Below are 19,245 nucleotides of genomic sequence, written 5' to 3' on the forward strand. Positions count from 1 at the left end.
GCGGTCAGGCGACGGCGGTCGACCTGCCGTCGTTCTGCCCGCTGGTCAGCAGCAGGCGCCGGCGGATCGCGTCTTCGACCAGGGCCAGCGATTGCTTGGCTTCGCGCGCCTCGGCTTCGGCGGCCTGAGCGCGGAATTCTGCCGCATCGAGTTGTTCCTGTTGGGACTCGATGCGCCGTCGAGCTTCCTCGAGCGCCCGCGACGCATCCCTCAATTTGCGCTCGGTGGCGGCGATGATTTCGAGCTGCGCCTGTTCGGCGGCCTCGGCGCGCGCTTCGCCGGCGCGGGCCCGGTCCTCGATGCTGCGGAACAAATCCGCCGCCTGATAGACGAGGTCCAAGGCTTCTGTGCCCATGGCCGATGTGGGTGGTTTTGGAAATCCAAGGACATTCGGGTCGGCCGTAAAAGGCCGTCTAAATCCGCGCAGTGCCATCAAAATCAGCCCGTCGCGAGTCGGTGTATGCCAACAACTTGCGGTAGTTATAGTTAACAAATCCTTAATGTGACTGGCGCGCCGGCGCTGTCCACCGGTTTCTGATGTCGCAGCACCCAAATCGTCGGCCGCATGGGGAATCGATCCGTCCGGCCCGCGCTTTTCTTTCGCAACGTGCTCTCCGCGCAAGCGTATCGAGACCGCAGCGCTATCAGGCGCGGCGTGCGAATCGCGCAGCGCTGCAGCGAAGATCGATGCAGCCTCCGCGGGCACCACCAGTCGGCGAGGTCTGCCGATTTGGCTGCGGGCGCGAGCCGGGCTCTATGGCATAAGTTTGACGCCTGGCTTGCTTTAATTTCCGGTGTTGAATTGCAGGTCCATGGAGCGACCGATATACCGGGCGGCCTAAGTGGCACGCAGCGCGCTCAGAACGAGCGACGTATTCGCCACGGAAATCTGGTCGATGAAATTTCTGTTGCGGTTCTTCGGGTTCCTGTTCACCGCAGGCACCATCCTGTTCCTGGCTGGTCTGGCCGCGGTCGCAGGGCTGTTCTGGCATTTCTCCAAGGACCTGCCTGACTATTCGCAGCTCCAGAACTACGAGCCGCCGGTGATGACCCGCGTGCACGCGGCCGACGGCTCGCTGCTCGGTGAATACGCCAAGGAGCGCAGGCTCTATCTGCCGATCCAGGCGGTGCCGAAGCTCGTGATCAACGCGTTCCTCGCCGCCGAGGACAAGAATTTCTACGAGCATGGCGGCGTCGATTACACCGGCATGGCGCGCGCCGGCGTCGCCTACATCCAGAACTTCGGTTCCAACCGGCGGCCGCAGGGCGCCTCGACGATCACCCAGCAGGTCGCCAAGAACTTCCTTTTGACCAACGAGGTGTCGTTCACCCGCAAGATCAAGGAAGCCTTGCTGGCGATGCGGATCGAGCGGGCTTACTCCAAGGACAAGATCCTCGAGCTCTATCTCAACGAAATCTATCTCGGCCTTGGCGCCTACGGCATCGCGGCGGCCTCGCTGGTGTATTTCGACAAGTCCGTCAATGAACTGACGGTCGCGGAAGCTGCCTATCTGGCGGCGCTGCCGAAAATGCCGGCCAGCCTGCATCCAGTGCGCAACCGCGCGCGCGCCGTCGAGCGGCGCAACTACGTGATCGACCGACTGCAAGAGAACGGCTGGATCACCGCCGCCGACGCCGACAAGGCGCGCAAGGAGCCGCTGACCGTCACCAACCGCAGCAATGGCGCGCACACCTTCGCCGGCGAATATTTCTCGGAAGAAGTCCGCCGCGACATCTTCGAGCGCTATGGCGAGAAGAAGCTCTATGAAGGCGGCCTGTCGGTGCGTACCACGCTCGACCCCAAGGTCCAGGTGATGGCGCGCAAGGCCATGGTGGCTGGGCTCGTCAACTATGACGAGCAGCAGGGCTATCGCGGTGCGATCCAAAAGCTCGACCTGACCAGTGACTGGGGCGTGCCGCTCGCCGAGATCAAGTCGCTCTCCGACATCTCGCCGTGGCGGATGGCGGTGGTGCTGGAGAGCAACGATCAGTCGGCACGGATCGGCTTCCAGCCGGGCCGCGAGCTCGGCGGCGCCATCAGCAAGCAGCGCGATACCGGCATCATCACGCTTGAGGGCGTCAGATGGGCGAGGGCGCTCTCCGGCCCGTACAAGGGCAAGACGCCGACATCGGTGGCGCAGGTGCTGCAGCCCGGCGACGTGATCTACGCCGACCCGCTCTTCAGCAAGGACGGCCAGCGCGTCGAAGGCCAGTACCGGCTGCGCCAGGTCCCCGAATTGTCGGGCGCGATGGTGGCGATGGATCCGCATACCGGCCGCGTGCTGGCGATGGTCGGCGGTTTCTCGTTCGACCAGAGCCAGTTCAACCGCGCGACGCAGGCCTACCGACAGCCCGGTTCGACCTTCAAGCCGATCGTCTATTCGTCGGCGCTCGACAATGGCTACACCGGATCGACCATGATGATCGACGCCCCGATCGAGATCGACCAGGGGCAGGGCAACATCTGGCGGCCCGAAAACTTCTCCACCGGCAAGTATCAGGGCCAGGTGACGCTGCGCAACGCGCTGCGGCTGTCGCTCAACACCGTGACCGTGCGCCTGGCGCAGGAAATCGGCATGCCGCTGATCGGCGAGTATGCAAAGCGCTTCGGCGTCTATGACGAGTTGCCGAACTATCTCGCCTATGCACTCGGCGCCGGCGAGACCACGGTGATGCGAATGGCCACGGCCTATTCGATGATCGCCAATGGCGGCGTCCGCGTGAAGCCGACCTTGATCGACCGCATCCAGGACCGCTACGGCCACACCATCTTCAAGCACGATCAGCGCGAATGCCGCGGCTGCGACGCGCCGGAGGGCTGGAAGAACCAGCCGGAGCCGCAACTCGTCGACCGCCGCGAGCGGGTGCTCGACGCGATGTCCGCCTACCAGATCACCTCGCTGATGGAGGGCGTGATTCAGGCCGGTACCGGCACCGCGCTGAAGGACGTCGGCAAGCCGCTCGCCGGCAAGACCGGCACCTCGAATGAGGCCAAGGACCTCTGGTTCGTCGGCTTCTCGCCCGACCTCGTGGTCGGTCTCTATGTCGGCTACGACAAGCCGCGCTCGCTCGGCCGCAACGCGCAGGCCGGCCATACCGCGGCACCGATCGCGCGCGACTTCCTGAAGCTCGCGCTGGCCGACAAGCCCGCCACCCCGTTCAAGCAGCCGGTCGGCATCCGGCTGGTCCTCGTCGATGCCAAGACCGGCCTGCGTGCCACGCCTGGCCAGAACAGGGGCGTGGTGCTCGAAGCCTTCAAGCCGGGCCAGGCGCCGCCGTTCAATGATCCCGGCATGGTCGCCGGCACCGACGTGATCGACGGCACCCAGCAGGGCATTTCGCCGGACGCCGATCGGGCCGTGATGCGCTCAGGGACAGGCGGGCTGTACTGAGGTCGGCCGGCTGGACCCCCTCTGACTGTGGTCGTTCGGTCTCTTGCGCCGCCGTGCCAAACGGCGGTGCGGCGCTTTGTCAGGGCGCTCTGGTTGAACACGCCGCTTGCGAGATCGACCTATTTGCAGAGGCCCGCGGATTGCGCGGGCGAGATCATCTGTTCCTGATGACGTGCGTTCCGTCTTGGATTGCCAATGATCAAGGTACTCAAGCTCGTCGCTCACCTCGTGTGGGCGGTTTCCATGATCGGGCTCGGAACGTTGATCGGTGCGAGCTATGGCTGGGCGCATCACGGCTGGATCGGCGCGGTCGCGCTTGGCTTCGTCGGGTTCGGCGTCGGAGCATTCCTCGCCGCCGATCCTTTCGTGGTTCTTGAATTCCTTCAGTGAAACCTTTCAAGCCACGACCTGGGGGGAAAGCTGCCACCAATGGCTGGTCCCACACTGGCGGTGATTTTACGCCCATTCCCCGCCAACAATGCTTGCCAAGCGTGGGACCAAGCGGGTAGAAGGTCGCACTCGCGCGGGCGCTGATTTGGCAGGCGAACCCGCTGCACCGAGATGTCCAGTCATCCAGCTAAGCTGTTGATACCACGGGCGAATCTTGGGGAATGGTGTAACGGTAGCACAACAGACTCTGACTCTGTTTGTCTTGGTTCGAATCCAGGTTCCCCAGCCAATCTGTCTCGGTGGCGCGACCTTCCTCTGAAATCCCATTGAGATTGCCGGCCGCGGCCAGCTCCCGGTGCAGGAGCGGCCGTCACGCAGTGCGCACATCACGGTATCGAGGGTGGATTAGCCCGGCGTAATCCACCATGGTCTCGCGCGTGTGGTCCGGCTCGTTACGACAGAGGTTTAAACTGATGGACGAAATTCTCTATGCCCGTGAAGCGTCGATCGGCGTCGACGAGTTCATCGAGGTGCTGCGGCAGTCGGGCCTCGGCGAGCGGCGCCCGCTGGCGGATACCGACCGGATGGAGCGCATGATCGCCAATGCGAATCTGATCGTGACGGCGCGGAAGGCGGGCAAGCTGGTCGGCGTGTCGCGCGCGCTGACCGATTTCGCCTATTGCTGCTATCTGTCCGACCTTGCAGTCGATCGCGGGTACCAGGGACATGGCATCGGCAAGCGCCTGATCGCGGAGACGCGGCGCCTCGCCGGACCTGAATCGATGTGCCTGCTGTTGTCGGCGCCTGACTCGATCGGGTTCTACAAGACCATCGGCATGCCGCAGCCGGACAACGCGTTCCTCTACAAGCGGGAGCGATAGCGAACGGCTACGCTGCGCGGCGTTACTTGATCTTGTCGTAGACCGTCGCAAAGTCGGCGAGCGGCATCGGGATCGAGATGGTTTCCTTGCCGAGATTCTGGAACGACACCTTGAGCTGCTTGCCCGATTTCAGCTGGGTCAGGACATCGGCGGCGATCGGCGTATTGATGTAGCAGCCGCGCGCCTCGCAAGTTTGGATCGGCACGTCGACGGCCTTGCCGTCGTCGACCTGCAGCTTGGCGCCGACAGGCAGGTTCAATCCCAGTGGAAGCTGGATCAGCGCAACCGGAGTGCGGGTGTCGCCGGGAACGCGGATATTGACCAGCACGATGAGCTGGCCGGTCTTGGTGAGCACCGCGGTCTGTTCCATCGCGCATTCGAGCGGAGCGTCGCGGCTCGCACTGGTGCAGCGTGCGATCCAGCCGGAATTGTTGGGGGCTGTTGCATCGCTCTGGGGAGCGGCGGGAGCAGCTGCCGGAGCGGGCGCGTTCTTGCTCTTGGCCGTCTGAGCGTGGCCGGAGTGGGCCATGCCGAACACGGTGAACAGGACGAAGAGCGACTTTGCGACAATCTTCACGATACCGGCTCCGAAATGAACATCTTTCGGATGTGCCGGGATGCCGGCAAAGTCAAGTCACTCGGCGGCCTCCTTGACCGATCCATGCTCGCCGTCGTCAGCGTCGTGGTCGGCGCGCGGCGAGCGGCCCCAGTTCGCAAACGCATTCGAGAGCCTGTCGAGATAGAGATAGACGACCGGCGTCGTGAACAGCGTCAGCGCCTGGCTAACGATCAGGCCGCCGACCATGGCGTAGCCGAGCGGCTGGCGGATTTCCGAGCCGGTGCCGGTCCCTAACATCAGCGGCACGCCGCCGAGCAAGGCGGCCATCGTGGTCATCATGATCGGGCGGAAGCGGAGCAGGGCGGCCTGGCGGATCGCCGCCACAGGCTCCATGTGCTGGTCGCGCTCGGCCGCGATCGCGAAATCGACCATCATGATGCCGTTCTTCTTCACGATGCCGATCAGAAGGATGATGCCGATCAGCGCGATCAGCGAGAAGTCGAAGCCGGCCGCCATCAGGATCGCGAGCGCGCCGACGCCGGCCGACGGCAGCGTCGACAGAATCGTGATCGGGTGGATGTAGCTCTCGTAGAGGATGCCGAGGATCAGGTAGACGACCACGAGCGCCGCGAGGATCAACAGCGGCACGGTCGACAGCGATTGCTGGAACGCCTGCGCGGTGCCCTGGAAGCTCGAGCTCAGTGTCGGCGGTGCGCCGAGGTCGACCATCGCCTTCTGCACCGCTTCCGTCGCCTGGCCGAGCGCAACGCCCTGCGCCAGGTTGAACGAGATCGTGATCGCCGGGAACTGGCCCTGGTGGCTGATCGAGAGCGGCCGTACCGGCACGCTGGTCCAGGTCGCGAAGGTCGAGATCGGCACCTGTTCGCCGGTCAGCGGTGACTTGATGTAGATCTTGTTCAGTGTGTCGATCGCGCCCTGCAGCTCCGGCAATACCTCGAGGATCACGTGGTAGCTGTTGAGCTGGGTGAAGTACTGCGTCACCTGGCGCTGGCCGAACGCATCATAGAGCGTGTCGTCGATCAGCTGCGGCTGGATGCCGTAGCGCGAGGCGGTGTCGCGGTTGATCTTCAATTCGAGCGTGGTGCCGTTGGTCTGCTGGTCGGTGGCGACGTCGCGCAGCTGCGGCAGCGTCTGCATCTTGCCGAGAATTTTCGGCGCCCATTCGTTCAATTCGGCGAGGTTGGCATCCTGCAGCGTGAATTCGAACTGGGTGCGGGTCGGGCGGCCGCCGAGGCGGACGTCCTGCGCCGCCTGCATGAACAGCCGGGCACCCTCGACCTTCTCCAGCTTCGGCCGCAGCCGGGCGATGACCTGCTGCGCGTTGGCGTCGCGATCCTTCAGCGGCTTCAGCGTGATGTACATCGCGCCGTTATTGCCGGCGCGGCCGCTGCCGCCGATCGCCATTGCCACCGTCGCCACCGCGGGATCCTGCTGCACGATCTTGCCGAGTTCCTCCTGCTTCCGCTTCATGTCGGCGAAGGAGATGTCCTGGTTGGCTTCCGAGGTCGCGGTGATCAGGCCGACATCCTGCTGCGGGAAGAAGCCCTTCGGGATGATGACGAACAGGTAGACCGACAGCGCCAGCGTCCCGAAGAAGATCATCAGCGTCGTGAACTTCCAGCGCAAGGCGAGGTCGAGCACGCTCTGATAGCCGCGCAGCATGGCGTCGAAGCCGCGCTCGCTGAGCTGGTAGAAGCGGCCGTGCTTCTCGTCATTGTGGGCGCGCAGGAAGCGCGAGGCCATCATCGGGGTCAGCGTCAGCGACACGAACATCGAGACGAAGATGGTCATCGCCAGCACGACCGCGAATTCGCGGAACAGGCGGCCGATGATACCGCCCATCAGGAGCAGCGGAATCAGCACCGCGACCAGCGAGATGCTGATCGAAACGATGGTGAAGCCGATTTCCTGCGAGCCCTTGAAGGCGGCAGCCATCGGCTTCTCGCCCTCTTCGATGTAGCGGCTGATGTTCTCCAGCATCACGATGGCGTCGTCGACCACGAAGCCGACCGCGATGGTCAGCGCCATCAGCGACAGATTGTCGAGCGTGTAGCCGAACACCCACATCAGCGCGCAGGCGCCGAGCAGCGCCAACGGCACCGTGACTGTCGGGATCACGGTCGCCCAGAAACTGCGCAGGAAGACGAAGATCACCATCACGACCAGGAAGATGGTCAACAGCAGGGTGAACTGGACGTCCTCGACCGCGGCGCGGATCGTAGTGGTGCGGTCGCTGATGACGTCGATCTTGATCGCCGGCGGGATCGCGGCGACCAGCCGGGGCAGCGTCGCCTTGATCTTGTCGACGGTGTCGATGACGTTGGCGCCGGGCTGCTTGAAGATGACGAGGAATACGCCGCGCTTGCCGTTGGCCCAGGCGGCCTGCTTGGCGTCCTCGGGCCCGGTGACGGCCTGGCCGATGTCACGGATCCGCAGCGGCCCGCCATTGCGGTAGGCGATGATGACGTCGTTCCACGGGCTCGCCGTCAGCAGCTGGTCGTTGGCGTAGATGGTATAGGCGCGGGTGGCGCCGTCGATATTGCCCTTCGGGCTGTCGACAGTGGCGATGTTGATCGCGGCGCGGACGTCCTCCAGCGACAGGCCCTTGGCGACGAGCTTGGCCGGGTCGATCTGGACGCGAACCGACGGCTTCTGCTGGCCGCCGATGATGACCTGCGCAACGCCCGAGATCTGGCTGATCTGCTGCGCCAGCTGGGCGTCGACGGCATCGCTGACCGTCGTCAGCGGCAGCGTGTCCGATGTCGCCGACAGCAGCATGATCGGCGAGTCCGCCGGGTTGACCTTGCGGTAGGTCGGCGGCGAGGGAAGGGTTTTCGGCAGCTGGCCGCTTGCCGCGTTGATGGCGGCCTGCACGTCATTGGCGGCGCCGTCGATGCTGCGGTTGAGGTCGAACTGGATGGTGACCGCCGCCGTGCCGAGATAGCTCGTCGAGGTCATCTGCGCGATGCCGGGGATTTGCGCGAACTGGCGTTCCAGCGGCTGGGCGACCGAGGTCGCCATCGTTTCCGGGCTGGCGCCGGGCAAGGTCGCGGTGATCTGGATGGTGGGGAAGTCGACCTGCGGCAGCGGCGCGACCGGCAGCAGGGGATAGGCGACGAGACCGACGAACAGGATGCCCGCCATCAGCAGCGAGGTGCCGATGGGGAAACGAATGAATGGTGCGGAAATTCCGGCGCCGACGCTCATTCCTGCGCAACCTTCGACTGGGACGGATCCGAGCTCGCCACCGCCGTTGTCACCTGGGTTCCCGGCGAGACCTTGTACTGGCCCGCGGTGATCACCTGCTGTCCGGGCGACAGGCCCTCGTCGATCACCGACTTGCCGTCGATCGACTGGCTGACCTTGATCTTGCGAAGCTCGGCCTTGTTCTCCTGATTGACTGAATACGCGTAGAGGCCATCGGTGCCATGCTGCACCGCGTCATCGGGGACGACGGTGGCATCCTTCAAGGTTCTGACCAGAAGGCGGGTCGAGACCGACTGGCCCGGCCACAGCGCGTGGTCCTTGTTATCAAACACCGCCTTCAGCCGGACAGTCCCGCTGGTGGTGTCGACCTGATTGTTGATCAGCGCCAGGGTTCCCGTGGATAGCACCCGCTTGCCGTCGGTGGTCAGGGCAATGGTCTTGGGCGGCGCCACGGCCAGCGCCGCCTTGATATCGGGTAGCTGGTCTTCCGGCGCGGTGAAGATCACAGTGATCGGTTCGATCTGGGTGATCGTGACAATGCCGGTCTGGGCCGAGGCGTTGACGATGTTGCCGATGTCGACCAGTCGGAGGCCGACAATGCCGTCGATCGGGGATTTGACGGTGGTGTAGTCCACCTGGGTCTGGGCGTTGAAGATGGCGGCCTCGTCAGCCGAGATCTGGGCGGTCAGCTGCGCCACCGTGGAGCGCTGGGTGTCGAGCTGCTGGCGCGTCGCGAACTCGCCGAGCTTGGTGTAACGCTGCAGGTCGAGATTGGCGTTGGCGAGATTGGCTTCGTCCTGCGCCTTCTTGGCCTTGGCCTGGTCGAGCGTCGCCTGATAGGGCCGCGGGTCGATCTCGACCAGCGTGTCCCCGGCCTTGACGAACTGGCCTTCCTTGAATGCGATCCTGGTGATCTGGCCGTCGACCCGGGTGCGGACCTGGACCGTGTTGAACGCCTGCACGGTGCCGAGGCCGGTGAGATAGACCGGGAAGTCGGCTTTCTCGACCGGTGAGATCTTGACCGGAACGGCCGGGCGTTGGGCTGAGCGCTTCTGCGCGGCTTCGATCGCCTGCTGGTTGCTCGTGTGTTTCTGCCAGCCGAAATAACCGGCGGCGCCGACCGCAGCGATCACCAAAACCCAACCGATGGTGCGTGACTTTGACATGCGGACTCTTGGGTTCGACGTAACAATAAAGGGTGATCGAAACGGTTCACAGAGCTTGCGGATATAATATGCGTGCACTTAATGTGTAAACACACCAAGGCTTGAGAATCCTAAACATTTGGAAAGGTTTAGGTCAGAAACGAGCAGAAACATTTCGTCTGGGAAACGCACCGAGGACCCCTATGTCGCTCGATCTCAAACGCCAGTTTATCGCGCAGTTCGTCGAGAGTTCCCGGCTGCTGCGCAATTATATCGATCATCGCGCCAAGGCGCGAGGCACCACGCGCGCGCAATGGATCGTGCTCTTCCGCCTGCGCGAGCAGGAGGGGCTGTCCCAGGTCGATCTCGCCGACGTCCTCGAATTGCAGCCGATCTCGCTGGTGCGGCTGCTCGACCGCCTCGTCGAGCATGATCTGCTCGAACGGCGTCCCGATCCCAGGGATCGCCGTGCCAATCGCCTGTTCCTGACCAGGAGCGGGCGCCGTCTCGTCGACGACCTCGACAGTCTGCGCGACGCGATCGCCGGCGACGTGTTGCGCGACGTCTCGGACAAGCATGTCGAAAGCGGCCTCTCCACGCTTCGCGAGGTCAAGGATCGCATCAAGGCGCTCGACGAGGAGGCGGAGCGCATCGCCGCGAAGTAGCGCATCTCATCGTGCGCAGATTCCTTCGCTCCATCCATTCACCCGTTGCAGCGTGCGCGAGCCGGTTGAATCGTCGCGGGATGTCGTTCATATCGCGCAGCGACGATGCGAGAGGACGAGGGCTGCGATGGATGAGTTGAACGGGCGCATGATGGCATGCCAGATCCTGGTCACCGGATTGATCGCGCGCGTCGCCAACGAGCAGCGGGACCCGCTGCGCTTTCTCACCGACTTCCGCGATGAGATCAAAGCGGTCGTCAACGGGGTCAACATCGCCGGCCTCGAGAACAGCGACCGCGTGCGGCAGGTCGCGCAGCGGACGATCGACGAGCTGTTTTCGCTGATGAAGCCACCAAGCGCCGAGTGATCGGGGACGCATGCTTGCAAGCGGCGGTCAATGACGGGCGGCACCGATTTAGAACGATTATTAGAACGCTTAAAAACTACAGTTTAGAACGATTTCAAACCGCAGATTAGAATCGCTTTGAATTGGGGCGATTCAAGCCAACTGTTGCGCTCGGCGCATTGATAAAAAAAGTCACGCTCGATAACCGAAAGAGACAGTTCGTCGCAGCTTCATTTCGCGACGGGCTGACTTTTCTGGGGCAAGCAAGACATGAGCAATGTGAAGGCGCCGAGATCGCTGCGCTTCGATGCAGCGATCGGTTCGGCTGATGATACCGGTTATTCCGCCACGAAGGTCTCCGCAGTCGCGAGCCTGATCGCGGTGGCGTCGTTTTCGGGGGCCGAAGCGCAGCAATCCAACCTGCCGCCGGTGAATGTCGATGCCCCGGTCGCTCGCCCGCGGCCCGTGACGTCAAAGCCCACGGCGGACCAGGTCCGCGCCCGCAATGCGCTGCGCCGCGCCGCGCGCCGCAACAACCAGCAGGCTCAACAGGCGCCGGTGCCGTTTCCCAACGCCGGCGGTCTTCCCGCTGACCGCGATCCCTATGCGGATCCTGCCGCGCCGTACAAGGGCGACCGTTTGCAGGCCTCCGGGAAATATCCCGAGCCGATCCTGAACACGCCGAAATCGGTCACGGTGCTGACCAAGGACGTGCTCGAGGACAAGAACGCCACCTCGCTGAAGTCGGCGATCCTGTCGACGGCCGGCGTCACGCTCGGCACGGGCGAGGGCGGCAATGCCTTCGGCGACCGCTTCTTCATCCGCGGCTTCGATGCGCGCAACGACATCTTCATCGACGGCGTGCGCGACTCCGGCGTCAGCGTCCGCGAGAATTTCTTCACCGAGCAGGTCGAGATCCTGCGTGGCCCCGGCTCGTCCTTTGCAGGCCGCGGCACCACCGGCGGCGCGATCAACATCGTCACCAAACAGGCGACGACGCAGAACAGCTTCTACAACATGGACACCACGTTCGGCACCGATCGCACCAAGCGCGTAACGCTCGACGTCAACCAGGTGATCAGCCCGACGCTGGCGATCCGCGCCGGCGGACTGTTCCAGGATGCCGGCGTCGCCGGCCGCAGCTATGTCACCGACGACCGCAACGGCGCGTTCGTCGCCGGAACATGGAAGCCGGTCGATGCGGTGAAGATCACCGGCAACTACATCCACACCGAGCTGACCGGACTCCCGGATTTCGGCGTGCCGTATTATCGGCCGAGCACCGCGAGCACGGCCGGCGGCCCGTTCCCGGATTTTGGCGTCAACCGCAACAATTGGTATGGTTTCGTCAACCGCGACTTCTTCAGGACCGGGCAGGACATCGGCACCATCAACGCCGAGGTGCAGATCACGCCGGACCTCGTGGTCAGCAACAAGATCCGGGAATCGCGCTCGACCCAGAACTACATCGGCACGCTGCCGGAAGCGCCGACGCTTGCCGCCGGCGCTCCCTTCACGGCGTATACGCTGAGCGCCAATCCACAAAGCCGCTACCAGGTCACCGACGTGTTCGCCAACCAGACGGAGGCGACCTACAAGTCGGTCGACGGGCTCGGCTTCAAGCACACGACGACGGCCGGCGTCGAATACGACAACGAGCGGTCCTCGATCGACAGATATCTTGGGCTGAGCTCGGAAATAACGACCGGCACATCGGCTTTCACGGGAAGCGGGTCGCTCTCCGGCGTCAGCGTGTTCAATCCGCAATACACCAACATTCCATTCCCGATTCCGTCGGGGCTGTCCGGGATGCCGACCAAGATCGGGATCGACACCACCAGCGGCTACATCATGGATACCGCGAACTACAATGACTTCGTGATCCTCAATGGTGGCATCCGCTACGACGACTACAAGATCAACACGTCGGGATATCTGACGTCGGGCAACAGGACCACATTCGGCAGTCAGTCGGCCGACTTCGGGATGCCGAACTTCAATCTCGGCCTCACGTTGAAGCCGTTGCCGAACGGCAGCGTCTATGCGGCCTATGCGACCTCGTCGAACCCTGTCGGCGCCGAGTTCGACGGCACCAGCACGGCGTATGGCGGCCTGTCTCCGGTGCTGAACGGCGGCAATACCCAGATCTTCGGGCCGGAAAAGAACAAGGCGATCGAAGTCGGCACCAAGTGGGAATTGTTCGATCGTCATCTGCTGGTGACGGCGGCGCTGTTCCAGACCGAGAAGGAAAATGCGCGTGAATCGCAGAACGTGAACAACGCGGCCGCGGCCGCGGCGCTCGGCTGCTCCTATCCGACCGGGACGACCGGCAATATCTCCTGCATCACCGCGGGCGCGGCCTACCGCATCCGCGGCATCGATCTCGGCGTCGGCGGCAAGATCACCGACAAATGGAGCGTGTTCGGCGGTCTCGTGCTGATGCAGTCGGCAGTGACGAGGTCGCTCGCGCCGCCGGCCAACACCATCCTGTATTCCAGCAATGTCGGACTGCCGCTCGCCAACGTTGCGCATCAGTCGTTCAGCATGCTGACCAAGTACCAGCTCACCGACATGTGGGAGCTTGGCGGGCAGGCGGTGTATCGCTCGAAGGTCTATGGCGGCACGCTGCTCGCGGCCAACCAGGGCACCTCGATCCCGAGCTACTGGCGCTTCGACGCCTTTGCCGAAGCAAAGATCGACAAGCACTGGACGATGAAGCTGTTCGTCAACAACATCTTCGACAAGCGCTACTACGACGCGCTGTACCAGAGCGCGGCGCCGTTCGTGCTCGAAGCGCCGGGGCGCGCCGCGTATCTGGTTGTTTCTGCGCGTTACTGACGGAGGCTTCGCGGCGACAGATGCTGGTCTGTGTTTCCAACGTATTGAGCAAGGCTGATGTGGCGGACTTCCGCCGCATCATGGCGCAAGCCGAATGGGAGGACGGTCGCTCGACCGCCGGCGCCGCGTCCGCGATGGTCAAGCGCAACGAGCAGCTGCCGCCCGACAGCGAGGTCGCGCGGCAGCTCGGCAACCGCATCCTGTCGGCGCTGTCGGCGAGCCCGCGCTTCATCTCGGCGGCGATCCCGCTTAGAATCTTTCCACCCTTGTTCAATCGCTATGCCGCCAGCGACGGGCACCATTTCGGCCTGCACGTCGACAATGCGGTGCGCGGCGACAGGCTGACGGGCATGAGGATCCGCACCGACCTCTCGGTCACGCTGTTTTTATCGGAGCCGGAGGACTACGACGGCGGCGAGCTCGTCATCGAAGACCTCTACGGATCCCATGAAATCAAGCTGCCGGCGGGCGATCTCGTGGTTTATCCTGCTTCCAGTTTGCATCTGGTCACGCCGGTCACGCGGGGGACCCGGGTAGCGTCTTTTTTCTGGCTGCAGAGCATGGTACGGGATGCACACGCGCGCAGCCTGATCTTTGATCTCGATACCGCGATCCAGGCTCTGGTGGAGCGGCTGGGGCGCGATGACCCCGAAACGGTCAAATTGACCGGGATTTATCACAACCTGATCCGTCACTGGGCCGAAGTGTAACTGATGATGACATTCAAGTTCCCCGCTGCGTCTGCCATGATCGCCTCGCTGGCGATGCTGATGCTGGCCGCGCCGTCTTCGGCGCAGCAGCAAACGGCGCCTGTAGCGCAGCCCGCACCCGTGACCCGGCCTCAGCCCGCACCCGCGGCCCAGCCGGCGGCAGCCCAGCCTGCGCCGACTGCCCAAACCGCGCCGATGGCCGCCCAGCCGGCACAAGCGGCACCGCAGGCCCAGGCCGCGCCGGCCCCTGCCGCGGCCGCTCCGGCACCGACGGCGAACGAGGCGTCCCTGGCTGCGCCCGCGAGCGGCGACAGCAAGTCGCTGAAGTCGACCTCGACCGGCCTGCACGAATTGTCGCCGTGGAATATGTTCTTGAACGCCGACATCATCGTGAAGGCCGTGATGCTCGGTCTCGCTTTCGCCTCGCTCGTCACCTGGACGGTGTTCATCGCCAAGATGGTCGAGCTGACGGTAGCGCAGCGCAAGCTGCGCGGCGCACTGGCCAAGATCGCTGAATCGCGCTCGCTGGCCGAAGCGCAGTTCGCGCTCGGCGCCAAGGGCAGCGTGCTGTCGTCGTTCATCGCCGCTGCGATGCGGGAGGGGCGCCTGTCGGCGGGCATCTCGAGCGACAGCGGCATCAAGGAGCGCGCGGCGTCGAGCTTCGCCGAGATCGTGCGCGCCGAAGCCCGCAAGATCCGCCTCGGCATGGGCCTGCTCGCGACCATCGGCGCGACGTCGCCCTTCGTCGGCCTGTTCGGCACGGTCTGGGGCATCATGAACAGCTTCATCGGCATTTCGAAATCGCAGACCACGAACCTTGCGGTGGTCGCGCCGGGCATCGCGGAAGCGCTGCTCGCCACCGCGATCGGCCTCGTCGCGGCGATCCCCGCGGTCATCATCTACAACCACTTCTCGCGCGTCACGAAGGTCTATCTCGAGCTGGTCAACCGCGCCTCGGGCGCCGCGGGACGGCTGTTGTCGCGCGACCTCGATCGCACCCATGGCGACGTTCCGCGCAACGCGCATGCGCGCGCCGCGGCGGCGGAGTAGGCGATGGCAGTCTCGATCTCCGAGAACGATGGCGACGACGATTTCGCGGAATCCCACGAGATCAACGTCACGCCGTTCATCGACGTCATGCTGGTGCTGCTGATCATCTTCATGGTGGCGGCACCGCTCTCGACCGTCGATCTTCCGATCGATCTGCCGACCTCCAGCGCGACGCCGCAGAAGAAGCCGGACAAGCCGACCTATGTCAGCATCAAGCCGGATCTCACGCTGGCGATCGGGGAGAACGCGGTGAAGCGCGTCGACCTGGTCAATTCGCTGGATGCCGTGCCCGACATGAGCCGGGACAAATACGTGTTCGTGCGGGCCGATCGGATGGTACCCTATGGCGAACTGATGGGCGTGATGGAGCTGCTGCGTGCCGGCGGCTACACGCACGTGAAGCTGGTCGCGCTCGAGGGCGTTCCAGGAGCGCCCGCGGCCGCGCCGGCTGATTCTGCCAAACCCTGACGGCGAACGCGATGTCCACCAACCCCGATCTCGACCTGCGGACCTCGAAGCGGCTCTGGGTGATCGCTGCCGTGACGGCGGTCGGGCTGCATCTGGGCGGTGCCGCGCTGGCGCTGACCAATTTGCGCGGCGACGACGGCGATGAGGGCCTCGGCGCCGCTGGCGCGGAATATGCCGTCGAGCTTGCCTCGGCGGATGTGCCCGACGATGCTGCACCGCCCGGCGCGCCGGCTGACGAGCAGCAGGCCGTGCAGGAAATGGCGCAGCAGAAGGCCGAGGTGAAGGACACCGACCTGCCTCAGGAAAAGCCTGTGGAGTCCGACGACCCCGATCGCATCGTGACGGAGGATACGGCCAAGAAGCAGAAGGAGGAGGAGGCCAAGGTCGCCAAGGTCGAGACCAATGCGCAGGAAGCGCAGCAAGCCTCGGAGTTGGCCGCGCCCACCAAGCTGGAGGACGCCCGTCAGTCGGAGACCACCAAGGCGCCCAATCCCGGCATCGGCAAGGACAAGCTGCTGCTGACCGCCAAATGGGGCAAGAAGATCAGCGCCTATCTCGACCTGCACAAGAAATTCCCCGAGAACGGCAAGGCCAAGGCAGCCAAGGTGAAGGTCGCACTTGTGCTGAATCGCCTCGGCAAGGTGTTGTCGGTTGCCGTGCTGGAATCGTCCGGAGATGCCGCCTTTGACGACGCGGCGATCTCGATGGTCCACCGGTCCGATCCGGTCCCGGCGCCGCCGGCCGACCTGACCGACGATCAGTTCTCCTTCAGCCTCGACGTCAACTACAACAAGCCGAAGAAGTAGCGAGCCGCGGCCGGCTGCGATCAGACCCTGGCGTCATTCCGGGGCGCGACAAGTCGCGAACCCGGAATCCATTTATCCATTGAATGTGCCGCTGCTCAATTCCGGGGTCGTCGTTTCACGCGGCCCGGAATGACGTTGCCTCAGCTCTTCTTCACCAGCGGGCAGACGCTCTTCTCGAGCGGCAGCCAGGCTTCGTCCGCGGGGATGCTGGCGACCAGCTTGTAATAGTCCCACGGATATTTCGACTCGGACGGCTTCTTCACCTCGAACAGATAGGCCGGGTGGATCTTGCGGCCGTCGACGCGGATCGAGCCCTTGCCGAATAGGGGATCGTCCGTCGGTAGCTCCTTCATCTTGGCGACCACGGCGCGGCCATCATGCGGATTGCCGCCGAGCGCTTCCAGCGCCTTGAAATAGTGGATCAGCGACGAATAGACGCCGGCCTGCACCATGGTCGGCGGGTTCTTCTTGAAGCGCTCCATGAAGCGCTTGGAAAAGGCGCGGGTCTGGTCGTTCATGTCCCAGTAGAATGTCTCGGTGAAGTTCAGCCCCTGCGCGACGTTGAGGCCGAGCGCGTTGATGTCGGTGATGAACAGCAGCATGCCGGCAAGCCGCTGGCCGCCCGAGACGATGCCGAATTCCGCGGCCTGCTTGATCGCGTTGGTGGTGTCGCCGCCCGCATTGGCGAGCCCGACGATCTTGGCCTTCGAGCTTTGCGCCTGCAGCAGGAAGGACGAGAAGTCGGCATTGTTGAGCGGATGCTTGACGCTGCCGAGCACCTTGCCGCCATTCGCGGTGACCACCGCCGAGGTGTCGCGCTCGAGCGCTTGGCCGAACGCATAGTCCGCGGTGAGGAAGAACCAGGTGTCGCCGCCGGACTTCACCAGCGCCTTGCCGGTGCCGTTGGCGAGCATGTAGGTGTCATAGACCCAGTGCACCGTGTTCGGCGAACACTGCGCGCCCGTGAGGTCGGACGAGGCGGAGCCCGAGTTCAGGTTGACGACATTCTTTTCCTTCGAAAGGTTGGCAATCGCGAGCCCGACATTGGAGGCTGCGAGATCGACGAACACGTCGACCTTCTCGACATCGATCCACTGCTTGCCGATGTTGACCGCGACATCGGGCTTGTTCTGATGATCGGCCGAGATCAGATCGATCTTCCAGCCCTTCGCCAGCAGCCCGGAATCCTCGATCGCCATCTGCGCCGCCACCGTCGAGCCGGGACCACCGATATCCTGATAGAGGCCGGACTGATCGCCGAGCGCGCCGACCTTGGCGACCTTGTCCATCGTCTGCGCCGACGCACCGCCGCAGAACGCAAGACTCGTGGTCATGACCAGGGCCGTCGTGACCGAGGCTGCAATGGAACGCTTCATCTTCCCTCCAGTATGATTTTGCTTTTTGAGTTCCGCATTATGCCCGGCATCGGGCGCATCGCCTAGGGCGCTGGCGTGATCGCTCGCGCGCGATATTCCACGCCACGGCGGTTGCGCGGCCGGTGACGCGCGACGGGATGCCGCGGCGTGCGGAGGTCGATCATCAAACGCGGATAGGGTGAAGCGCGGACGGCGCTATTTCCAGTAGTACCGGATCGCGACGTAGACCACGACGAGGCAGGCGAAGATCAGTGCCACCGGCATCGAACGCTTGGCGTTCGGGTCGGAGGTGCTCGCCTTCTTGGCGGGCAGGCGGCGGAACGTCGTGACGTTGCCATTGTCGGCGACAGGCTCGCGCGAGCGCGCCGGAACCTCCGGCGCTTTGCCGGCGCCGCCCATCTCGACATAATAGGTGCGGTACATCTCCTGGATGGTTGCTTCGCAGGCGTCGGCTTCGCTCATCTGTCCCAGCAGCTTGTTGTAAATGGCCAGGAAATTCTGCGCTTCAGGCGGTAGGGCGGAGGCGCCGTTCAGCTTGGCCATCATCTTCCAGGTCGCAAAGTCGGCCCGCGCGCGGGTGTCGGCGCGTCGTGCAATCAGCATATCGGCAGCTTTGATCACCATGGCCTCGAAGCGTTCCTGTCCTCAACGCGCGACCCGGAAAAATGGCTACCGGCTTTTCGGTCGGGTCGTGCGCAGATCAAGGCTATGTGTTTCCGGTAATGAGGAGAAGGGCGTTGATTACATAGCCGGTCAGAGTTCGCAGTATCGTTGAAATAACATCAAGATTTAGGCCGATTTGCTGGCCGATCACCGGCAGCAGGATCAACAGCCCGATCAGGATCAGCATGCCGTAGGGCTCCAGCCGGGCGAGCGGGATCGCCAGCGGCCGCGGCAACAGCCCGACTGCGACCCGGCCGCCGTCCAGCGGCGGGATCGGCATCATGTTGAAGATCGCGAGCACGATGTTGATCAGGAAGGCGTTTTTCAGGTTGTCCGCGGTCCATTTTGCGGCATCGGCGGGCACCAGTGGCAGCGCGTGGAATGCCAGCGCCGCGGCGATCGCCAGGATGATGTTGGTGGCCGGGCCGGCCAGCGCCACCCACACCATGTCGAGCTTGGGATGATTGAGCTTGCGGAAGTTCACCGGCACCGGCTTGGCGTAGCCGAATAGGAACGGCGAATGCGCGAACAGCAGCACCGCAGGCAGGATCAGCGTGCCGAACGGATCGATGTGCTTCAGCGGGTTGAAGCTGACGCGGCCGAGCTGCCAGGCGGTGTCATCGCCAAGCCGATGCGCGACGAAGCCGTGCGCGGCTTCGTGAAACGTGATCGCAATGACCACCGGCAATACCCAGACGGAGATGTCATAGAGGGAGATGTTCAATGGC

The 19,245-nt window shown here is 63.9% G+C and carries 17 protein-coding genes and 1 tRNA gene; 11 read left to right on the top strand and 7 right to left on the bottom strand.

Features of this window, described 5'->3' with window-relative positions; genetic code table 11:
• Nucleotides 1-4: 4 nt before the first annotated feature.
• Nucleotides 5-340, bottom strand: coding sequence for a hypothetical protein (locus QA639_RS18525; protein WP_244978581.1), 336 nt, complete (start codon nucleotides 338-340; stop codon nucleotides 5-7).
• A 556-nt stretch (nucleotides 341-896) separates the two neighbouring features.
• Between QA639_RS18525 and QA639_RS18530 the strand changes: the two genes are divergently transcribed.
• The 4 genes from QA639_RS18530 (at nucleotide 897) to QA639_RS18545 (ending at nucleotide 4,663) form a co-directional block, all read left to right on the top strand.
• On the top strand, nucleotides 897-3,392 hold the full coding sequence (locus QA639_RS18530) for a penicillin-binding protein 1A (RefSeq protein ID WP_157344842.1): 2,496 nt from the start codon (nucleotides 897-899) through the stop codon (nucleotides 3,390-3,392).
• Between the two features lie 195 nt (nucleotides 3,393-3,587).
• Entirely contained in the window at nucleotides 3,588-3,782 is a 195-nt protein-coding gene (locus QA639_RS18535) for a hypothetical protein (RefSeq protein ID WP_157344840.1), read from the top strand.
• A gap of 215 nt (nucleotides 3,783-3,997) precedes the next feature.
• A tRNA-Gln gene (locus QA639_RS18540) sits at nucleotides 3,998-4,071 on the top strand.
• Between the two features lie 184 nt (nucleotides 4,072-4,255).
• Nucleotides 4,256-4,663, top strand: a complete 408-nt coding sequence (locus tag QA639_RS18545; protein WP_018271115.1) for a GNAT family N-acetyltransferase — start codon at nucleotides 4,256-4,258, stop codon at nucleotides 4,661-4,663.
• A gap of 22 nt (nucleotides 4,664-4,685) precedes the next feature.
• Here QA639_RS18545 and QA639_RS18550 read toward each other — a convergent pair whose 3' ends face one another.
• From QA639_RS18550 to QA639_RS18560, 3 genes are all read right to left on the bottom strand, one after another.
• Nucleotides 4,686-5,192, bottom strand: coding sequence for an invasion associated locus B family protein (locus QA639_RS18550; protein ID WP_050386386.1), 507 nt, complete (start codon nucleotides 5,190-5,192; stop codon nucleotides 4,686-4,688).
• A 105-nt stretch (nucleotides 5,193-5,297) separates the two neighbouring features.
• On the bottom strand, nucleotides 5,298-8,450 hold the full coding sequence (locus tag QA639_RS18555; RefSeq protein ID WP_157344813.1) for an efflux RND transporter permease subunit: 3,153 nt from the start codon (nucleotides 8,448-8,450) through the stop codon (nucleotides 5,298-5,300).
• A complete protein-coding gene (locus QA639_RS18560) occupies nucleotides 8,447-9,616 on the bottom strand; it encodes an efflux RND transporter periplasmic adaptor subunit (protein ID WP_157344810.1) in 1,170 nt (389 codons plus the stop codon). The genes QA639_RS18555 and QA639_RS18560 overlap by 4 nt, the downstream gene beginning before the upstream one ends.
• Nucleotides 9,617-9,798: 182 nt before the next feature.
• Here QA639_RS18560 and QA639_RS18565 point away from each other — a divergent pair, with 182 nt between their 5' ends.
• The 7 genes from QA639_RS18565 to QA639_RS18595 all read left to right on the top strand — a co-directional run bounded on the left by QA639_RS18565 (nucleotide 9,799) and on the right by QA639_RS18595 (nucleotide 16,478).
• Complete coding sequence (locus tag QA639_RS18565) at nucleotides 9,799-10,260, top strand: MarR family winged helix-turn-helix transcriptional regulator (protein WP_283090410.1); 462 nt, start codon at nucleotides 9,799-9,801, stop codon at nucleotides 10,258-10,260.
• 127 nt (nucleotides 10,261-10,387) lie between these two features.
• A complete protein-coding gene (locus tag QA639_RS18570; RefSeq protein ID WP_028344615.1) occupies nucleotides 10,388-10,627 on the top strand; it encodes a hypothetical protein in 240 nt (79 codons plus the stop codon).
• A 249-nt stretch (nucleotides 10,628-10,876) separates the two neighbouring features.
• Nucleotides 10,877-13,444 carry a TonB-dependent receptor gene (locus QA639_RS18575; RefSeq protein WP_028334317.1) on the top strand — a complete coding sequence of 856 codons (2,568 nt, stop codon included), beginning with the start codon at nucleotides 10,877-10,879 and terminating at the stop codon, nucleotides 13,442-13,444.
• 20 nt (nucleotides 13,445-13,464) lie between these two features.
• Nucleotides 13,465-14,154: a Fe2+-dependent dioxygenase gene (locus tag QA639_RS18580; protein WP_157344806.1), complete on the top strand. Its 690-nt coding sequence runs from the start codon at nucleotides 13,465-13,467 to the stop codon at nucleotides 14,152-14,154.
• A 3-nt stretch (nucleotides 14,155-14,157) separates the two neighbouring features.
• Nucleotides 14,158-15,204, top strand: a complete 1,047-nt coding sequence (exbB, locus tag QA639_RS18585; protein ID WP_157344804.1) for a tonB-system energizer ExbB — start codon at nucleotides 14,158-14,160, stop codon at nucleotides 15,202-15,204.
• A 3-nt stretch (nucleotides 15,205-15,207) separates the two neighbouring features.
• A complete protein-coding gene (exbD, locus tag QA639_RS18590; RefSeq protein ID WP_028334320.1) occupies nucleotides 15,208-15,672 on the top strand; it encodes a TonB system transport protein ExbD in 465 nt (154 codons plus the stop codon).
• Between the two features lie 11 nt (nucleotides 15,673-15,683).
• Nucleotides 15,684-16,478, top strand: a complete 795-nt coding sequence (locus tag QA639_RS18595; protein ID WP_050386368.1) for an energy transducer TonB family protein — start codon at nucleotides 15,684-15,686, stop codon at nucleotides 16,476-16,478.
• Nucleotides 16,479-16,618: 140 nt separating this feature from the next.
• Here QA639_RS18595 and QA639_RS18600 read toward each other — a convergent pair whose 3' ends face one another.
• The 3 genes from QA639_RS18600 to QA639_RS18610 form a co-directional block, all read right to left on the bottom strand.
• A complete protein-coding gene (locus QA639_RS18600) occupies nucleotides 16,619-17,854 on the bottom strand; it encodes an ABC transporter substrate-binding protein (protein WP_283090411.1) in 1,236 nt (411 codons plus the stop codon).
• Nucleotides 17,855-18,049: 195 nt separating this feature from the next.
• Nucleotides 18,050-18,457 carry a hypothetical protein gene (locus QA639_RS18605; protein WP_028334323.1) on the bottom strand — a complete coding sequence of 136 codons (408 nt, stop codon included), beginning with the start codon at nucleotides 18,455-18,457 and terminating at the stop codon, nucleotides 18,050-18,052.
• A 103-nt stretch (nucleotides 18,458-18,560) separates the two neighbouring features.
• On the bottom strand, nucleotides 18,561-19,241 hold the full coding sequence (locus QA639_RS18610; RefSeq protein ID WP_028334324.1) for a site-2 protease family protein: 681 nt from the start codon (nucleotides 19,239-19,241) through the stop codon (nucleotides 18,561-18,563).
• Nucleotides 19,242-19,245 lie beyond the last annotated feature (4 nt).

Source organism: Bradyrhizobium pachyrhizi (assembly GCF_029714545.1).
In the GTDB taxonomy this organism is placed as follows: Bacteria; Pseudomonadota; Alphaproteobacteria; order Rhizobiales; family Xanthobacteraceae; genus Bradyrhizobium; species Bradyrhizobium pachyrhizi.

Bases quoted from the DNA above. Each gene is read 5' to 3' on its own strand.
- QA639_RS18530 (WP_157344842.1), top strand. From the start codon at position 897: ATGAAATTTCTGTTGCGGTTCTTCGGGTTCCTGTTCACCGCAGGCACC.
- QA639_RS18535 (WP_157344840.1), top strand. From the start codon at position 3,588: ATGATCAAGGTACTCAAGCTCGTCGCTCACCTCGTGTGGGCGGTTTCC.
- QA639_RS18545 (WP_018271115.1), top strand. From the start codon at position 4,256: ATGGACGAAATTCTCTATGCCCGTGAAGCGTCGATCGGCGTCGACGAG.
- QA639_RS18550 (WP_050386386.1), bottom strand. From the start codon at position 5,192: ATGGCCCACTCCGGCCACGCTCAGACGGCCAAGAGCAAGAACGCGCCC.
- QA639_RS18555 (WP_157344813.1), bottom strand. From the start codon at position 8,450: ATGAGCGTCGGCGCCGGAATTTCCGCACCATTCATTCGTTTCCCCATC.
- QA639_RS18560 (WP_157344810.1), bottom strand. From the start codon at position 9,616: ATGTCAAAGTCACGCACCATCGGTTGGGTTTTGGTGATCGCTGCGGTC.
- QA639_RS18565 (WP_283090410.1), top strand. From the start codon at position 9,799: ATGTCGCTCGATCTCAAACGCCAGTTTATCGCGCAGTTCGTCGAGAGT.
- QA639_RS18570 (WP_028344615.1), top strand. From the start codon at position 10,388: ATGGATGAGTTGAACGGGCGCATGATGGCATGCCAGATCCTGGTCACC.
- QA639_RS18575 (WP_028334317.1), top strand. From the start codon at position 10,877: ATGAGCAATGTGAAGGCGCCGAGATCGCTGCGCTTCGATGCAGCGATC.
- QA639_RS18580 (WP_157344806.1), top strand. From the start codon at position 13,465: ATGCTGGTCTGTGTTTCCAACGTATTGAGCAAGGCTGATGTGGCGGAC.
- exbB (WP_157344804.1), top strand. From the start codon at position 14,158: ATGATGACATTCAAGTTCCCCGCTGCGTCTGCCATGATCGCCTCGCTG.
- exbD (WP_028334320.1), top strand. From the start codon at position 15,208: ATGGCAGTCTCGATCTCCGAGAACGATGGCGACGACGATTTCGCGGAA.
- QA639_RS18595 (WP_050386368.1), top strand. From the start codon at position 15,684: ATGTCCACCAACCCCGATCTCGACCTGCGGACCTCGAAGCGGCTCTGG.
- QA639_RS18600 (WP_283090411.1), bottom strand. From the start codon at position 17,854: ATGAAGCGTTCCATTGCAGCCTCGGTCACGACGGCCCTGGTCATGACC.
- QA639_RS18605 (WP_028334323.1), bottom strand. From the start codon at position 18,457: ATGCTGATTGCACGACGCGCCGACACCCGCGCGCGGGCCGACTTTGCG.